At 37.6% G+C, this 18,491-nt stretch carries 14 protein-coding genes; 7 read left to right on the top strand and 7 right to left on the bottom strand.

Features of this window, described 5'->3' with window-relative positions:
• Positions 1 to 3 precede the first annotated feature (3 nt).
• Positions 4 to 606, bottom strand: coding sequence for a hypothetical protein (locus tag ACRD7B_RS17335; RefSeq protein WP_430825872.1), 603 nt, complete (start codon positions 604 to 606; stop codon positions 4 to 6).
• Between the two features lie 191 nt (positions 607 to 797).
• Between ACRD7B_RS17335 and ACRD7B_RS17330 the strand changes: the two genes are divergently transcribed.
• Entirely contained in the window at positions 798 to 2,795 is a 1,998-nt protein-coding gene (locus tag ACRD7B_RS17330) for a thioredoxin domain-containing protein (protein ID WP_430825871.1), read from the top strand.
• 410 nt (positions 2,796 to 3,205) lie between these two features.
• On the opposite strand, the gene ACRD7B_RS17325 is transcribed toward ACRD7B_RS17330, so the two are convergent.
• The gene (locus ACRD7B_RS17325) at positions 3,206 to 3,433 is read right to left on the bottom strand and encodes a putative signal transducing protein (RefSeq protein WP_430825870.1); all 228 of its coding nucleotides are present in this window, start codon (positions 3,431 to 3,433) and stop codon (positions 3,206 to 3,208) included.
• Positions 3,434 to 3,624: 191 nt separating this feature from the next.
• On the opposite strand from ACRD7B_RS17325, the gene ACRD7B_RS17320 reads away from it, so the two are divergent.
• Together ACRD7B_RS17320 and ACRD7B_RS17315 are read left to right on the top strand one after the other, a co-directional pair.
• Positions 3,625 to 3,999, top strand: coding sequence for a BlaI/MecI/CopY family transcriptional regulator (locus ACRD7B_RS17320; RefSeq protein WP_430825869.1), 375 nt, complete (start codon positions 3,625 to 3,627; stop codon positions 3,997 to 3,999).
• Positions 3,992 to 5,989 (top strand): M56 family metallopeptidase, encoded by a 1,998-nt coding sequence (locus ACRD7B_RS17315; RefSeq protein ID WP_430825868.1) that lies wholly within the window; start codon positions 3,992 to 3,994, stop codon positions 5,987 to 5,989. The genes ACRD7B_RS17320 and ACRD7B_RS17315 overlap by 8 nt, the downstream gene beginning before the upstream one ends.
• Before the next feature lie 92 nt (positions 5,990 to 6,081).
• Here ACRD7B_RS17315 and ACRD7B_RS17310 read toward each other — a convergent pair whose 3' ends face one another.
• On the bottom strand, positions 6,082 to 7,593 hold the full coding sequence (locus ACRD7B_RS17310) for an acyl-CoA dehydrogenase family protein (protein ID WP_430825867.1): 1,512 nt from the start codon (positions 7,591 to 7,593) through the stop codon (positions 6,082 to 6,084).
• 404 nt (positions 7,594 to 7,997) lie between these two features.
• Here ACRD7B_RS17310 and ACRD7B_RS17305 point away from each other — a divergent pair, with 404 nt between their 5' ends.
• Both ACRD7B_RS17305 and ACRD7B_RS17300 read left to right on the top strand, forming a co-directional pair.
• Positions 7,998 to 8,921, top strand: coding sequence for an outer membrane beta-barrel protein (locus ACRD7B_RS17305; protein WP_430825866.1), 924 nt, complete (start codon positions 7,998 to 8,000; stop codon positions 8,919 to 8,921).
• A 19-nt stretch (positions 8,922 to 8,940) separates the two neighbouring features.
• Positions 8,941 to 10,509, top strand: a complete 1,569-nt coding sequence (locus ACRD7B_RS17300; protein WP_430825865.1) for a WG repeat-containing protein — start codon at positions 8,941 to 8,943, stop codon at positions 10,507 to 10,509.
• A 3-nt stretch (positions 10,510 to 10,512) separates the two neighbouring features.
• Here ACRD7B_RS17300 and ACRD7B_RS17295 read toward each other — a convergent pair whose 3' ends face one another.
• The 3 genes from ACRD7B_RS17295 to ACRD7B_RS17285 form a co-directional block, all read right to left on the bottom strand.
• A complete protein-coding gene (locus ACRD7B_RS17295; protein WP_430825864.1) occupies positions 10,513 to 10,932 on the bottom strand; it encodes a hypothetical protein in 420 nt (139 codons plus the stop codon).
• Positions 10,933 to 11,061: 129 nt separating this feature from the next.
• Complete coding sequence (locus ACRD7B_RS17290) at positions 11,062 to 12,936, bottom strand: metallophosphoesterase family protein (RefSeq protein WP_430825863.1); 1,875 nt, start codon at positions 12,934 to 12,936, stop codon at positions 11,062 to 11,064.
• 125 nt (positions 12,937 to 13,061) lie between these two features.
• Positions 13,062 to 14,318 carry an ABC transporter permease gene (locus tag ACRD7B_RS17285; protein WP_430825862.1) on the bottom strand — a complete coding sequence of 419 codons (1,257 nt, stop codon included), beginning with the start codon at positions 14,316 to 14,318 and terminating at the stop codon, positions 13,062 to 13,064.
• 293 nt (positions 14,319 to 14,611) lie between these two features.
• Between ACRD7B_RS17285 and ACRD7B_RS17280 the strand changes: the two genes are divergently transcribed.
• Both ACRD7B_RS17280 and ACRD7B_RS17275 read left to right on the top strand, forming a co-directional pair.
• Positions 14,612 to 16,075 carry a sensor histidine kinase gene (locus ACRD7B_RS17280; RefSeq protein ID WP_430825861.1) on the top strand — a complete coding sequence of 488 codons (1,464 nt, stop codon included), beginning with the start codon at positions 14,612 to 14,614 and terminating at the stop codon, positions 16,073 to 16,075.
• A 265-nt stretch (positions 16,076 to 16,340) separates the two neighbouring features.
• A complete protein-coding gene (locus tag ACRD7B_RS17275; RefSeq protein WP_430825860.1) occupies positions 16,341 to 18,254 on the top strand; it encodes a S9 family peptidase in 1,914 nt (637 codons plus the stop codon).
• A gap of 94 nt (positions 18,255 to 18,348) precedes the next feature.
• Here ACRD7B_RS17275 and ACRD7B_RS17270 read toward each other — a convergent pair whose 3' ends face one another.
• On the bottom strand, positions 18,349 to 18,483 hold the full coding sequence (locus ACRD7B_RS17270; protein WP_430825908.1) for a DUF559 domain-containing protein: 135 nt from the start codon (positions 18,481 to 18,483) through the stop codon (positions 18,349 to 18,351).
• Positions 18,484 to 18,491 lie beyond the last annotated feature (8 nt).

Raw genomic sequence — 18,491 nt, 5'->3', positions numbered from 1 at the left:
CAGCTAATCCTCAAATATAAGTTGGCTCTGAACACCTAAATCTGTCAAAACCATGTATTCATTAAAATTAGCTCTTATCTCTGGAGTTAATATAAAATCGATAAAACCTACTTCTACTACAACTTTATCAGTGGTCATTAGTCCATCAATTTGATCTTCCTGAAGCATAAAGTTAGTAAGTGTACCATTTTGTGAGAAGACTTCACCTTGCTCATTTAAAACTGCAGCTACCAATTCAATACCATCGCCAGCTGTTAGGTAAATATCTGTTCCATTTTCATCGATGTAATATAGTTTAACCTGTATGTCTGCTGGGAATCGATTGATTATATCGAACTGCAGCAAAATGGAAACAATGTTTTCGCGTGAATCGAAGCTGTCCGATATGTTAAAAGCTAATGTATCCGTGTCACTAAAGGTATAAGGGTGACCATAAACTGGAGTCATAATTGGCAGATCATCAACGGTTTCGTATTGTGCCAAGTATTGTCCAACAGCTAAGGACACATTTGGTCCATAGGTTGTTTTATCAGAAATCAGGTTAGAATCCAAACCAAGACATCCTGTTAACAGGGTTAATAGCGATATAATTAATAAGTACTTCATTGAACTGAAATTAAACAAATTTAATATGCTTTTTTAAAATATTAATGCCAAAGCAGTAAATACTTGACGACTTATTGAACAGATATGCTGCGATAACGTTTGGTATTTATGACTACAAGGTGGTTGATTCTAATGTTTGGAATGGTGCAATTTATTGCTTGTCAAACACCCAATTCTCAAAATAAACGAATATGAATTCGAACAAATTAATAGCTGAAACCAGCCCATATTTATTACAACACGCACATAACCCAGTCCATTGGTATGCTTGGGGTGAGGAGGCTTTTGAGAGGGCAAGAAATGAAGATAAATTGATACTCATAAGTGTGGGTTATTCAGCATGTCATTGGTGCCATGTTATGGAGCACGAATCGTTCGAAGATGAAGAAGTGGCCAATTTGATGAATGCACACTTTATTTGTGTAAAAGTTGATCGAGAAGAGCGGCCCGATGTGGATCAAATATACATGGAGGCTGTTCAGATCTTAACAGGTCGAGGAGGATGGCCCTTGAATTGTTTCGCTTTGCCCGATGGTCGTCCGGTTTGGGGAGGTACTTATTTTCCAAAGAATCAGTGGTTGGAAGTGTTAACGAGTTTGAGTGCTTTGTATACGAATGAGCGAGAAAAATTATTGGATCAAGCAAAGCAGCTCACCAAGGGTATACGCTCAAATGATTTCCCTAATATAGTAACAACAGTGCCTAGTATTGATGAAGAACTGATTATTTCGAATACAAAGGTTCGCTTTGATAATACTTATGGTGGCTATGGTGGCGCACCTAAGTTTCCTATGCCGGTATCACTTAATTTAGCTCATCAATTGGGTGTATTAAAAGGGGATGAGGAGTTGATGGACTTTGTGTGCCTCACTCTGGATAAAATGGCTTCTGGTGGAATATACGATCAGGCTGGGGGAGGTTTTTCGCGCTATTCGGTCGATGAGCGCTGGTTTGCGCCACATTTTGAGAAAATGCTTTACGACAATGCTCAGCTCTTATCATTATACAGCAATGCCTACAAAACTTCGGGTAAGAAATTGTATGAGCGAATTGTTGAGGAGACTTTTCAATTTTTACAGCGTGAATTGCAATCACCCGAAGGTGCTTTTTATTCGGCACTGGATGCCGATAGTGAAGGTGTAGAGGGTAAGTTTTACACCTGGACAAGAAGCGAGTTAAAAGAAATTTTAGGTGAGGATGAGCATTTCTTCAAATATTTTGAAATAAGTGACGGTGGTAATTGGGAGCATGGAGTGAATATTCTTCATGGATCAATTACGCGTGAGGAATATGCAGCAAACAACAATCTTGATTTTCCGGCTTTTCAAACAAACCTACAAGCATCGTTGGATAAACTACTTGAGGTACGAAAAGGCAGAGTGCGGCCTGGTTTGGATGACAAAATTCTGACAGCATGGAATGCTTTAACAATAACAGGATTGTGCGATGCATACCAAGCCTTTGGTGACGATAAATACAAACAAGCGGCTGAGAGAGCCATGCAATATTTATTGAAGGTTGTAAAGCAGGATGATGGAAGATTGTTGCGTACCTCAAAAAGTGGTGTTGCTAAAATTGATGCCTTTCTGGATGATTATGCTCTTATGATTGAGGCATTTTTGTCCTTATACCAAATAACTTTTAACACGGATTATTACATAGAGGCATTAGCACTTAATAAGCTTGTGTTGCGCGATTTTTATGATGAATCTAAGGGAGTAATCTATTATACATCCGATAAGGGTGAGCAGTTAATTGCACGAAAAACAGATGCGCAGGATAATGTGATTCCATCATCCATGGCGACTATGGCTAAAAACCTGATGCAGTTATCACAGTTAGGTGAGCACTCTGAGTTTAGAGATATTGCTCAAATGCTGATAGCCAAGATGTATGAGCAAGCCGAAAAGAACCCAAGTTACTATGCGCGTTGGGCACTGTTATCCGTTTTGGATAATCAACATTTGCAAGAAATAGCGATACTCGGTACTGATGTCGATTCTTACAGAAAGCAGCTTCAAAAACGATTAATACCTGGTGTTGTTTATGCAGGATCAGTTTCGGATAACGACCAGATATTCTTGTTGAAAGACAGATACGTTAAAGGGCAGACCTTAATTTATAAATGTGAAAACAAGGTTTGTGAACTGCCCATAACTTCTCCAGAGGTCTTTCATCCAAGTAAATAATAATTTGAATCCATAAGGTGATTAATACTTATCTTAAATATTTACTTATGCTAGTATATCAGGTTGAACTATTTAAGAGCCCTATGAAAAAAACACATACGAAAGATGAAAATAGTATCCAATGACCTATAATTCTATATTTTCTGTATCGTTTTAGTGCATTTCTATGATCAGGAGTTATTTCATTTCCATCAATTAAATAATCAAGTTCAAATAATGGCAAACCTTTATATTTTTCAATTGACCTTTTTTGTAATTGATAACCGTTTTGCGATACTAAGGAATATGATTGATCTTTAATATATAAAACAAAGGATGAGATTATTAAAATGACAGGTAATATTTCCATAGTTTACACTTTCTTAGTAATCATATTTTACTAACACTAATGAGTAACGCCTAAATCGAAATTAATTACTCGTACTAAAATGCTGTAACAATACTAAGGCATCGGCTTTGTGTTTTTCCATAACAATTACACTTGCTTCCGGCACGATGTGAGGAGCAATAGTACTTGTGAACTGATTTAAGATGTTTGCTTCAATATTGTGGTTGGCTAACATTTGTTTAACGATGTCAGCATCTACTGGATTGCCTTCGTATACAACTACTAATTTTTCGCTATCTGCTTGGCTCATGTTCGTGTGATTTTAATACTACTTACTCAAAGATAGAATTTTTTCTGAATAAAATGACTTTCTACAGAGCCCTATTTGTCGGTGTTTTGACCCTTTAAACTTATTCATAAGTCAATTAACTTAAAAATAAGTTGACAAACTTAAATTTAAGTTATATGTTTGTAGTGCTGATTAACTAACTTAGTAATACAATGGTAACTTTAACAAAAGCAGAAGAAAAGATAATGCAGATTCTTTGGGAGCTTGAAAAAGGTTTCATCAAAGATATACAGGCTAAATTTCCTGAGCCGCAACCACCATATAATAGTGTGTCAACCATTGTAAGGGTTTTGGTAAAAAAAGAAATTGTTGGATTTAATAAGTTTGGGACTACCTACGAATATTATCCGCTTATTTCGAAAGACAATTACCGAAGCAATCAATTGAGTTCGCTGGTAAACAACTATTTTAATGACTCGTTCAAACAGGTGGTTAACTTTTTCTCTGAAAACAAAAACCTTAAAACCGAAGAAGTCAATGAAGTAATTAAAATGCTTGAAGACTTAAAACAGCAAAAAGATGGCTAAGTTTCTACTTTACTTATTCGAATCGGGATTGTGCCTAAGTATATTTTATTTGGGTTATGTAGTGTTTTTTCGCAAAGAAACCTACTTCACATTTAATCGTTTCTATTTACTAGGATCGATGTTACTGGCTCTTACTATCCCGCTTATATCCATTCAAATGGATGTGGTAAACTATGAGTACATAAAAGATACAAGTCAAGGTATTGAGAAATTCAAGAGTTACTATGAACACCTAATTCTTATAACCGATCCGGAGTTTATAGATGAAGTTGAAACAAGCAATCTCGCAGTCGATCAAAGTAATGTCATTCCGTTGGATCAAGTGAAAAGTGATACTGCTAAATCAAGTAATAGCTGGAAAATATCGAGCATAATATTTATAATTTATTTTATAGGAGTACTCTTTTTTACTTTTCGTTTCCTCTTTTTATTGAGGAGTTTACGTCGAATTATTAAACAAAATACCAGTAGCGAAACGGATGGGATAAATCTGATTTATCTGAAGGAAGAAATGCCTTCGTTTTCATTTTTAAATTGGGTTTTTGTTAATAAGGAAATACTAAAGAATGAAGAGTTTGAACAAGTACTGGAACATGAAAAAGTTCATGTCAACGATAAACATTCTGTGGATTTAATACTGGCGCAAATCATTACGATTTTCCAGTGGTTTAATCCGCTTACATGGCGCATACAGAAATCAATTAAAACATGTCACGAGTACATTGCCGACAGGCAAGTGGTAAACAAAGGGCATGAGTTATTTGATTATCAGTCTCTACTACTGAGTCAGTTAATCAGCATTCGCTCAGTTGAGCTGGTAAATAATTTTAATTTATTATCAATTAAAAAACGAATAGCCATGATGAACAAAAATAAATCGGGCTTACTGGCCAAAATGAAGGCCGTAGCCATAGTACCAATACTAATTGCCGCCTTCTTCTTATTTGCAGATATGACAAGTAGAAGCAATGAGGTGATGGCAAGTAACAAAGCAACTGTTTCTAATTCGCTTAATGGTGATTGGATGTCAGTGAATAGCCAATCAGGACAAGCTCAACTCCTAGTAATACGTGACAATAAGTTAACTACAATGATTCTAGATAGCGAGAATGTAATTAATTCTATTGTGTATGATGTAAAAATAAAATCAAAGAATTTTATTCTGATAGATGGTAAAGAAAAGCAAAAAGTTAATTATGAATTTGAGAATGAAGAATTAATAATTAATTGGGATGAAGAAGCTATCGTTACATATAGGAAAGCTCCTAAAGGAGAGAGTTATATAGTGCTTGATGCAAATTTTCAAAAACTAACCTACCCTAAGGTAACCGAGCTTAAGCAATATAGAAAGGATATGATTTTAATGCATCTGTTTCTTTCTGGAGAGGAGTTATTCTTTGAAGGGAAAAGGCGTGATTTTAGCGATTTAGATGCCATTTGCAAAAACATTGAAAAGCCTGAATCTTCTAAGTTAAATCGTATGACAACGCTTCTAGAAATTGATAAAGAGGTGCTTATGGTTTACGTGGACAAGGTTAAACAAGCCTTGCGTGAAAATAATTATCTGAAAATTGGTTATGTTGCTAAGCATGAGGATAAAGCTCAGAATGAAACTGACTTGGCGCTCTTTATGTTGTTGCCTCCAATGGATGCAGAGTTTTTAGAGAAAAGCGAATTAGCCGATAGGGGTATTAATCTTTTTACAATAGATGGTAGCAAAGCGATAGATAAAAATCTACTGACCAAAAAGCTGAAAAAGCACATCTTAAGTAACGAAAAGTATGTGATGCTTTATGAATATGAAAACGCAACCAGTTACAATGATTATTTAACAACGGTAAATACAGTATTTGCAACCGTTAATTCTATTCGACGTGATTATTGTGAAAAGCAAGGTGATGATTATGACAAGATGAGTAGCGAGGAGCAGAGGAAGATTCGCAAGAAGTATCCAATTACATTAACAAAGAGAAATATAGATACAGAATAGACAAAAAAGGTTCCGATCAGAATAAGATTGGAACCTTTTTGGGGTTTAATACGGATGGCATCTATGGACATAAAGATGTCATCTATTTTCTTTTACACAAAACTCAACCAGTCACTATTGCCTTTATAATCCTCAATCACTTGTGTTTTATTCGAATAGTTAAACGACGAAATGAGGTTTGATATTTCTTGTCTTAGATACTCAACGGCACCATCAGTCAGCTTCTTGTCAAAGCCTTTTTCATTAAGAGCGCTTACCTGATCGATACAAATTACCCGTCCAAATATCTGACCTAAATCAACCAATTTACGTTGTGGCATGGCCTGATCAATTTTAAAGTTGATCAAATCTTTCACAATGTCACTGGCGCGTTGAGTCAAATCAAAACCCTTGGCAAAGTCCAATATATTATCAAGCTTAGCCTTGCGCATCAGTTTCAATACTGCTTCCGAAATTTGCGAATACAACATATCGTTCGATCCTTCAAAAATCTGGAAAGGACGACTGTCAACAGTTGAACGGCCTGCAATATGATTCAACTTATAACCTTTGGCACCAACTAATTGTAACAGAGTTTGTGAAGCAGCCTGCATCATGTCAGTGGCAATGCTTTTCACGGCATTTGCTTCAATACCAATGCCCGACAAGTCATTTTTTAAGCCTGCTTTTTCGGTACTGTTTACACACATGGCAGATACAATGGTAAAGCGCGATTGCAATTCCGCCAAACGCTGTTGAACTTGGTCGTAATTAATCAAAGCCTTGCCACTCACGAAACGTTGCTGGCAATGCGTAATGGCTTCGTCGAGCATGCGCTGAATAAAACCCATGGCCATTCCCGGGAACGACATACGGCTGCGATGCAGTAAATCTAACATCATTTTTACACCCGAGCTCTCAGGAATTAATTTTTGAACTTGTGGTATTTGTATATCCAGTTTGTTTCGTCCATAGGGTATTTGGTATAAACCAAGGTTTTCGAAAAACTCTTCTACTTCAATAACTTGTTCGGTTTGCGTTACATCACAAATGAAATAATCAATGTCGCGAGCTAATTTGCCATCACCAACATTCTTTCGGGCAGTTAATAACCAGTAGTCGGCCCATCCTGTTAGGCCAGCCCAATGCTTGGTGCCTTTAAGGTGATATTTGCCATTATTCTCAGTAAATGAAGTACGCATGCTTAATGCATCGCTACCAAAATCTGGTTCGGTAATCATTAAGCCACCCATATTCTGTTGGGTAAGAAAACGATTCAATACCTGTGCTTTAGCTTCTTCTTGAGCCGATTTCATTACAGGTTGCAGAAACAGAGCCATGTTAATTCCAAAGGTTAGCGATAAGGCTAATGACTCATATGATGCAGCACTCATTAAGGCAATACTTTCTTTCACATCTCCACCTAAACCGCCATACTCTTTCGGAATGATTGCTGAAAATGGATTGGCTGACATTATTTCGCGCATCGCAAATGGCGGCATTCCTCTTTTAACAGCTAAATCATCCGTATTGCTACGTTCATGATATACGCTGTGCATCTTTTGTTTTAGTTTATTCAAAAGAGTATCAAACGATTTTCCTTTTACTTCTCCTGCCTCAGACATTTAATTTGTTTTTATGGTTATCTCAAAACGTGTTGTCAATAGAATACTATTTCAAACATGTTCGAGCCTTTTCAACAAACTAGCTGTGAATAAGTTTTAGCTATAAGAGATAAAACGATGCGAATATATTAGTAGAAGATTCCAGAGCGATAAATAGTACATTGATTAGTAGTGCTTATCGGCCACGCTATGGAAGTTGGTTATGGGTTTTTCACTTTAATTTTTATTTGACTTGTAACAAATAGAATGGGTAGGTCGTCCTAGATTTGTGAGAAGCAAAAACAGATAATATTGCTTCGAAAGATGATATCAACATTCACTGATGTTCTTAATTTAAAAATCTCCGGGGATTGTAAGGCTAAGTTAGAATGTAGGATAAAGAAAATAAAGTAAAACCTGAAATCATGACTAAATCAGTATTAATAAGCATAGTTCTTTTTACAGCATTTACCCTTAATCTTGCTGCACAAAGAAATAGAGATAAGCGAAATGATCGTTCAACACGTGTTGTCACCATCTATGAAGAAGGAGCCAAGACTGAAGTAAGTGTGCCTGGTATAAAGGTTGAGGTAGACGATTTTAACGATACCATCACGAAAATCACCATTGGTTCTCGTCGCTTTGAGGTAATTGAAGATCATAATCGTTCGAGAGTTCGTATGGTACGCATACCAATAGACCGATTTAAAGGTCATTGGGCCGGTTTTGAGTTGGGTTTTAATGGTTACATGAGTTCTGGTTTTTCAACCAGTTTACCTGCCGATGCTCAATTCATGGATTTAAATCAGGGTAAAGCAGTTACTGTAGGCATTAACTTTTTGCAATATAATATTGGACTGCAACGCTACAAAAACAACCTTGGTTTGGTGGTTGGTAGTGGTTTAACCTGGTATAATTACCGAACAGATAAACCGTATTATTTCGAGCGTGATCCTGAAACAGGCAGTACCATTGGAGTACCAGTGCCCGATAGCAAAGCAGTGACTAAGAATAAAATCATGTCGGCTTTCTTGAATTTTCCCTTGTTGCTCGAGTGGCAACTTCCGGCGACTGAAGATCGCCATCGCTTCTTTATCTCAGCAGGGCCATATTGTGGTTTTCGCCTGTGGGGGCATACTAAAATGGCCTATCACGAGGGAGGAAGTCGACATAAAGAGAAGAGCAAAAAGGACATTAATATAAATCCTTTTCAATACGGAGCTATGGTACGAGTAGGTTATCGTTTCATCAAGTTGTACGGAACCTATAATTTCTCAACTTTGTATACCAATGGTGGAGGGCCGGAATTACATCCTTATACCATTGGAATGACCCTAATAAGTTTTTAATCATTAATTAACCACTAACATGCATTTACGCTTTCTATATATTCTTGCTCTGTTTGCTTTTGTATCGTCTGTTCAGTCACAATCAATGGTTGATAGTACTTTGGCAAATTACGATAGGCATTGGCAAATTAGCGACGGTATTTATCGCGTTATGCTTGATAGTAAAATTGGTGTTATTGATGATGCCGGAACCGTTATTGTTCCTTGTGAATATAATCAGGTTTGGAACCTTGATGACAAGGGCTTTTTTCGTGTGTTGAAACAAGGGAAAGTCGGTGTATATCATCAAAGTGGACGAATAGTAATCCCGCCCGAATACGATCAGGTTTGGTCGTTTGGTAGCAATGGTTGGGCAAAGGTGATGAAACATGGTAAGTTGGGTTTCTATGATGAAGAAGGCAATCCGGTTATTCCTTGTGAATATCAGCAAATATGGTCGTTTGAAGAGGGTAGAGCGCGTGTTCTGAAAAATGGGAAGATTGGCTATGTTAATAATGTAGGTAGTGAAATAATACCATGTGAATATCAGCAAATATGGTCGTTTGAAAATGGCCGGGCACGTGTATTGAAAGATGGCAAGGTTGGTTATATTGATGAGGCAGGTAATGAAGTTGTTCCGCCCATGTATTCGCATATTTGGTCGTTCGAAGAGGGTAAGGCTAAAGCTTTGTTAGAAGGTAAAATGGTGTGGATTGACGAGCAGGGACAGGTTCTTGATATTCCAATTGAGCAGGCAGTTTTGGACGAAAAACCAAAAACGGAGACAAACATAACTGTCGGAAAAGAAAAACACATTATCATTGAGGATAAAGGAGGTGAGAAAACGCATATTCGCATACTGGGCGGAGAGGTGATTATAGAAGAACAGGGATCAAATACCTACATTGAAATGGGGCCTAATCGCTATCGAAAAGAAAGAGTTAGTCGCAATCGACGTTTTCGAGGGCATTATACAGGTTTGGAATTTGGTTTTAATGCATATGTTTCACCAGATGGATCAACCAATCTGCCACCTGAATCATCTTTTATGGACATTGACCAAAACAAGTCCCATACCTTTGCTTTTAATTTCTTGCAGTGGAGCATTGGCTTACAGCGGAGAGGAAATATTGGATTAGTAACAGGCTTAGGGCTTGAATATGGAAGTTATCGTTTTTCCGGGCCATATATTTTAAAAAAGGATGAAGCTGGTAACATTGATTACGACCTGAGTATACGTGGAATTAGCTCAAACCGTTTGTCAACGACTTATTTAAATATGCCACTTTTGTTGGAGTTTCAAATTCCAACCAACCGAAATAGACATGCCTTTTATGTATCAGCAGGAGCTGTTGGTGGAGTGCGTTTGCATTCATTTACTCGTGTGAAGTATAACGATGGTGAAAGCCCAGAAAAAGTACGTTCAACCAGTGATTATAACCTTCAGGATTGGCGTTATGGGGCAATGGTTCGAATGGGGTATAGAGCGATCAACTTGTACGGCACGTATTACATGACTCCTCTATTTAAAAAAGATACCGGTCCAGAATTATACCCTTTCTCGGTGGGCTTATCCATTGCCTTTAATATGTGGGATTTGGGTGGATAAAGGTTATATGTCCGATAGTTTATTAAACTCCTGAAAACTCACATTCAAATTCAGGTGTTCGTATGCTTTCTCCATCGTGGAACAAACCCGCCGTTGGCCCTCCAATTGTTTGATGAAAAAATGGGCAAAAGCAGTTTCGATAGGAGAATTAACCAGATAGGCAATTCGTTTACGATTGTTGAGGTGTCTGTACTTACCAATTAAGTCAAGAAATCGAAACGTCTCTTTAAGCTTGAATGTAAACTTACAATTGCGAATATCAATTAGCATAAAATGAATTAGGCGGGTATCATCGTCATCCAGGATGGCTTGTAATACCTCGCTTATTTCATTCAAACCCTTTTTGCCAGGTGTAAGTTTCAAAACGCCGAAATTCAACTCATTATAGATAAAGTACCTATCCTTCTCTTCTTTCTCACTCATTTATTAAGTATTCTATCATAAATATAGATCGTTAGATCATAGAAACTAGATTTTTTGTATGTTGTAAATTGTAACGCAGAAGAGTGTTCAATATCTGTTAAAAACAGATATTGCAATTACTATTCTGATTTACTTTCTAAGCTCTAAATTATCAATTTCATTTAGCGTATCCGGATTGATTACTTTCATCTTAATACTTGAACCATCAACCGTAAAAATACAAACTGCGTTTTCCACACTGAAGGATTTTGTGTGAGCACTCCAAGGCAGAACTTCCTGTGCATAATATGGTGCTCCACAAGCGCCATTGTTTATTTGATAGATGGGGCGAGATAAAACAATTTTTTCAGGTTCATAATTCTCAGGATAGCGAGGCATCTCTTCTGTAATCTTCAAATAATTATAATTGTGCTCATCACCAGTTAATATGGCTATCACTTTTGTGCTTTGATTAACTAAAATATCGAGGTACTCATCGCGTCTTTCCAGTATACCTTTATCAACGGGTTTGCCATCTATATAAGGACGTTTATCGTTGTTGCCACTGTACCACATGTCATCGCGACTATGCCCACCATTAGGGAATGCAGGCGTGTGTTGCGTCACGAATATATGGTCGATGTTGCTATCATTTTCCAGGTTTAATATGCTTGCTTTAAGCCAGGCCATCTGATTGTCCATGAGGTATCCGTGTAAACCACCACTGGTAGCTGTGTTTCTACTTAAACTAGGCGTGTACCAATAGTCGCTATTCAAAACAATCATTGCAACATTGTCGTAGGTATAATAAAACACATTCTCACTATACGATGGAAAATCGACTTTTCGAGGGCGAGGATCGTATTTACTTCCATCTTCACTAATAGGGCCATTTTCTGGATTAACAAAGGCTTCTTTCATGGCTTGTTCAGCCGAGTGTGTTTCATAAGGAAAACCATCTATCGACGCCATATATTTGCCTTCTACGTTAAAGAATGCCGGTCCCAATGCTTCGTGATTACCTTGACCTACATAAAAGGGAATGTAATGCCAAAATGGTTCAACAGCTTTTTTCCAGTTGGTATATTGCACGTGTTGTTCTTCTTTGTGCGTTAAATAGCCATTTATCATGTCACCAGTAAACTGCACAAATTGGGCTTTCTCATGATGCGCAACAGCAGCCATCTTTTTAATGATGTATGAATTGGCGCCATAAATTTTTCGCTCGCCACCGCCAGTTGCATGACGACTATCGCTGGTATAGGCAAAGTTAAACGCTTTTCGTGTGCCGCTTTTCGGTGCCGTATTAAAGTGATAAGTTTGTTTAAAACCTTCCACATCTACCGTGTAATCATATTGGGTGTCAGGGCTTAGGTTTATCAGTTTAACCTCGTGATAATTAGTCATTTTATTACTTGGATAAACTAAGCCATTACTTTCAACAGTAGCCTTTGATGGTTCTGATGTATTGAAAGAAATAACAGCAGTTGAGTCCGTTACAATATTAACGAATGGGCCTTCGTAAATAACCGGAACAGTTGTGAAAGGACCCGTTCCCGAGATGGCTACCTCACCATCAAAAACAATCATGCCAGTTTCGTTGATTAAACGATAGCCGAGTACACACTGACCACTTTCTGACCATCCCACAAAATCGTAGGGGTACTTAAAATTATCCTTTATATTAATGGCTACTTTACCATCTACCAGAGGTAACTGAAAGCGGAATACGGGTAGTGGATGAGGTGCTTTACCATATGGGATTAAACCATAGGTGATGGTCCCTTTGAAATTACCAAAATCGAAAAAAATACCGGTTTTGGTGCCAATGGGTTGACCTAATAATTGGGTGATACTATAATTGGCAGGAGCCGTTTCTGCATAGTAAATGTTTTCACCATCTTTAAAAGTCAAGCGACCTTCATTATCGTACTTGATATTGCTAAAGCTAGCAGGGATCTTCGAATTTTGAGCTTCAATGTTAAAAATTGAAGCCACTAGAAGTAGACTTAGAATAAATTTCATATTACTATTATTTGAGTTTTTTGGGTCATATTCCTGCACAAGGCAGATTGAGAAACCGCTACAGTTCTTTAAGTTTTGTCCTTTAGAATAACAAGTTTAGTATTCTTATGTTTTTGATTTCATTGTTATAAGGAATTAATGGCTTCAACCGGATCCATTTTTGAAGCCGTCCATGCCGGAATAAAACCAGATAAAATACCAATAGCTGCGGATATGCTTATGCCAGTGAGTATGTTGCCTAAGCTCAATGCCACCCTTGTATCGGCTATGAGGCCAACAACAATTGTTATTAAAAACACAATGAGTAAACCTGCAACTCCACCAATTAAAGAAAGAATAGTGCTTTCAATTAAAAATTGCCAAAGGATAAAGCGACGTTTGGCGCCCAATGCCTTTTGTATACCAATAATGCGAGTGCGTTCACGTACTGATACAAACATAATGTTGGCAATTCCAAAACCTCCAACAAGTATTGAAAATCCACCAATGAAAATGCCAGCCTTATCAATGAAACTGAATAATTTATCCAGATCTTTCTGAATTAAACTAATGCGGTTTAAGGCAAAATCGTTTTCGCCAGCAGGTTTGATGCGGCGAATGGCACGCATAATACCTACCATTTCATCATTTAAATCGTCGGAAGTATAGCCTTTTTTAGCTTTCACCATAATAAAGGGCTGAACACTTTCGCTGCGCAGGTTAAACAGGTTTTTGGCATAATTTACTGGGATAATCAAATTCTTATCGAGGCTATTGCCAAACATATCTGTGCCCTGTTTTTCAATTATGCCAATCACATTAAATTTCCGCCCCATCATTTTAACACTCTTGCCAATTGGATCTAAGTCTTGAAACAACTCTTTGGCAATGTCGGCTCCTATAAGCGCCACATTGGTTCCGTTATTTGAATCGTAATAGGAGAAATACCGCCCCTGAGCAATTTCAAAATTCCAGATACCTTCGAAACGATGGGTAACACCCATTACACCAACTTTGTCGTAGGAGTTATTTTCATAGGTCACGCGACGTTGCGAATTCATTATAAACGCAACTTCTTCGGCCAGTTGTGAGCGTTTAGCTACTTGCTCGTAATCATCAAGCGAAGGAACCTGTCGGTTCATGTAACGCCACCAAGGGTATTCCGTTTCTCCTTCAGGAGGAGTCCAAGGCCATTTTTGAATGTAGATAACATTGTCTCCCAAAGATTCGATGCTATCTCTTACCTGTTTCTCCATAAAATCGATGAGCGTAAATACGGTGATGATGGAGAAAATACCAATGGTAACACCCGATAGCGTAAGCACTGTTCTAAGTACATTAGAGCGCAAGGCATTTATGGCAAACAGAAAGCTTTCTTTAAAGAATTTATAGACCAGGATCATAGTTTGATATCGTTTGAACAAGCAAGATAAGATAAAAAGTCCGAAGTCCGAAGTTGAAAGCTGACTGTCCGAAGTCGACAGTCCGAAGTAAAGAGTCAGTCCGATACACAAATGGGGCGCTCAGAATATCGAATGGAGATAGTAATCGTTTCTTTTACTCAAAAATTCCAAACAAAATTGAGAAGTCGACCGTTAAAGGCTCTATTGTTCAGAAATAGTGACATTGAAAGAGGGGTAATGCAGAGCACAAACTGAATCTGGAATGATAAACAGAGGATAAACAAAAAAGTAAGATGCGAAAATACCTAAGCATATATTTTAATAGTGATTATGGCCTGCTTCAACGCTCCTTTAGGGCTTTGGCGGTAATATCTGCTGTTGGGCATTTGCTTTTTCACGTTGTTGATAAATATATATTTGGGCTAAACGATGATTTATATATGCGCCTGGTAGCTTCTGTCCTTTCATTGGGCTGGCTTTTGTATCGACCATCAAAGCCACTTACCTTAGTTAAGAAACTGTACTTCGAATTTTCGCTAAGTATTACTCTACCTATATTATTTACTTGTTTTTTGCTACTTAATGATTTTCATCCTTATTGGTTGGCATCACAAATGTTTGCAGCTCTTTTGTTTGGCTCAATCATTAAGCCAGCACGTGCGTTGTTTTTATGGTTTGTTAGTTTCTTTATTGCTCTATGGATTTATCCTTATTTGTTTTCTTGCTCCTTATCAAGAGGTGTTATTGACGAAGCCTTTCAAATACATTTTGGCGCTTTCTTTTTGCTTTTTATTGTTGGTGTTTTTCAAACCATTTACCTGCGGATACATCAGGAAAAGGATGAATTAAATGGATTGGTGCATCAGAAAAATAAGGTTCTAAGTCGGCAGAAACATGAAATTGAAAATCAGCAAAAGAACATTGTAGATAAAAACCATGAACTGATAGCCATAAATGAGGAACTGAAAAGTACCAATGAGGATTTATATAATAAAAACGAAATAATTGAGGAGCAGCATGAGGCTTTAGAAAAGGCACTTAAAATACAAAAGGAAATGCAGGCACATTTAATTCAATCGGAGAAAATGGCCTCACTCGGTATTCTTACCTCTGGTATTTCACACGAATTAAATAACCCACTTAACTTCATTCGAGGTGGAAAAATGTCCATTGAGATGAAAATGAAGGAGGAGAACCCCGACTTTCTGGATTCTTATGGTGATTACCTTAATATGATTGAAGAAGGCGTAAGTAGATCGACCGCAGTAATAAATGGCTTAAACATGTTTAACGATCAAAGTACTGATAGTGACGAAAGCTGTGATGTTCATGAAATACTTGATAACTGCTTATTGGTGCTTAATAATGAAATTCAATATACTATTTCGGTTCAAAAAAACTACCTAGCCAGTACTTCAGTTATAAAATGTAATCGTGGCGAAATACATCAGGTATATATTAATTTGCTCTTAAATGCCATTCATGCTACGTCCAAAAATGGCATCATTCAAATTCTTACTCGCTTCTCAAATAATTGTTTGTATGTGCTTGTGAAAGACAATGGGCACGGTATAGCTGACGAACATATTGAGAATGTCACAACACCATTTTTCACAACAAAGGAGCCTGGCCAAGGTGTAGGTCTGGGTTTGTCCATTGTGTATTCCATTCTACAAAAACATCAGGGTAATATTCGCCTTAAATCAAAGGAAAACAAAGGATGCAGCGTAATGACTTGTTTTAAGATATCTTCTTAATTACGGGTTGGGAAAAGTGTACTAAACACTTCAAGGCGATTTTTCTGAAGGAGAGAAAGTGTGCAACATGCTTGATTTACGAGCTGCAGGGTCGAATGCTTGCTTTGGGAGAAGTGATTTCTTCTAAGTTTCTCGGACTCAGATAAACTGCGACTATTTGCTAGTTTTATTTAAAGTCGCTCCCATGGGCGTAATTAGCTTGCATTCAATTAAAAGAATCCGTAATTTACAGCTATCACATATTTTCAAATTTAAACCCTTTAATATGAAAAAGAATTTTCTCGTTGTTTTAACAACTGTGCTAATCCTTGTTATTGGATGTAAAATGGCTCCGCCTAAAGAAGAAAGAGCTCCAATTATTCCCGTTGAAGATTTCTTTAAAAATGCTGAAAAGACCAGTTTTCAGATTTCACCCGATGGAAAGTATTTCTCATTTAAAGCACCTTATCAAAATCGCATGAATGTATTTGTGCAAGAGGTAGGTGTTGATGAAGCTGTGCAAATTACCTTTGAAACGGATCGTGATGTATCAAATTATTTTTGGGCCAACGAAAACCGAATTCTTTACCTGAAAGATGATGGTGGAAATGAAAATTTCAAACTTTATGGTGTTAACATCGATGGTTCTGACTTGTTATGCTTCACTGATTTTGAAAATGTTCGTACAGGTATTATAGATGATCTTCGTGATATTCCTGAAGAAATCATTATTAGTATGAATAAGCGTAACCCACAAGCTTTTGATCCATACCGATTGAATATTGTAACAGGCGAAATGACTTTGTTGTATGAAAACCCTGGTAATATATCGCAATGGATTACTGACCATAATGGTAAATTACGCGCGGCTATTGCTGTTACAGATATGATTAACCAAACCGTGATGTATCGCGATACTGAAGAAGAAGAATTCAAAGGTATCCTGACGACTTCCTTCAAGGAACAGATGGCTCCGATCTTTTTTACCTTCGATAATAAAATGTTTTATGCAGCTTCAAATATTGATCGTGATAAGGCTGAGATAGTAATTTTTGATCCGGCTACGGCAAGCGAAAAAGAAGTTCTTTTTAAGCATGCTGATGTGGATGTTGAAGGATTGTATTACTCACGCAAGCGTAAAGTGCTTACAACAGCTACTTATTATACCGATAAGGCCGGTCGCCATTTCTTTGATGCAGAATCAAAGGAACTCTATAATCAGGTGCAGCAAAAATTGCCGGAATACGAGGTGTTTTTTGCTAGTAGCGATAAAGCAGAAGAGAAATTCTTGGTTCGTACCTATAGCGACCGTTCGTTAGGAGCTTATTATTTCTTTGACATGGCAAGTGGTAGTTTAACGCATTTAACCGATGTGAGTCCTTGGTTGGATGAAAAACAGATGGCTAAGATGAAGCCAATCAAATACACTTCTCGCGATGGATTGACCATACATGGTTACCTTACTTTACCGGTTGGAATAGAAGCCAAAAATCTTCCTTTGGTTGTAAATCCACATGGAGGACCATGGGCTCGCGACCGCTGGGGATTTAATCCTGAAATTCAACTTTTAGCTAATCGCGGCTATGCGGTTCTTCAAATGAACTTCAGAGGATCAACAGGTTATGGACGTACCTTTTGGGAAGCATCCTTTAAACAATGGGGCTTGACCATGCAAGATGACATTACCGATGGTGTAAAATGGCTGATTGAAAAAGGTATTGCAGATAAAGAACGGGTAGCTATTTATGGAGGTAGTTATGGTGGATATGCCACCTTGGCCGGATTAGCTTATACGCCTGATTTATATAAGTGTGGTGTTGATTATGTTGGTGTAAGTAATCTGTTTACGTTTATGAATACAATTCCGCCCTATTGGGAGCCTTATAAAGAAATGCTGTATGAGATGGTGGGAGATCCGGAAAAGGATAGTCTTCTTATGGCGGCAGCTTCCCCTGTTTTTCATGCCGATAAAATTACAGCTGCTCTATTTGTTGCTCAGGGAGCTAATGATCCACGTGTAAACATAGATGAGTCAGATCAGATGGTTGCGGCTATGAAGGCACGTGGAATAGATGTACAATACCTTGTGAAGGACGATGAGGGTCACGGTTTCAGAAATGAAGAAAACCGCTTTGATTTCTATCGAAACATGGAAACCTTCCTTGCTAAACATTTAGATAATAAAGTTGTAGCTGAATAAAAAGAATACACTTAGAATGAAGAAACGGTTCTTGCTTAGGTGCTTTGCACTTAAAGGGAACCGTTTTTTTTACCCAAGTATCGAGAGCGGCTCTTTATTGGCTACTTGTAAAAGAGCGCCGCTCTTCATTGCTAAAGCGAAATACAGTAATGCCGAGTCTTTCCAGTTCTGCTGTTCTTCCTTCGTCATATTCTTTCTGATATTCATGAATTTCACCATCAACTTCCACTACCAGTC

This window comes from Carboxylicivirga fragile (assembly GCF_050589805.1).
Lineage (GTDB): Bacteria > Bacteroidota > Bacteroidia > Bacteroidales > Marinilabiliaceae > Carboxylicivirga > Carboxylicivirga fragile.
Note: the sequence above shows the minus strand (reverse complement) of the source record. Positions and strands in the feature narration are given on the sequence as shown.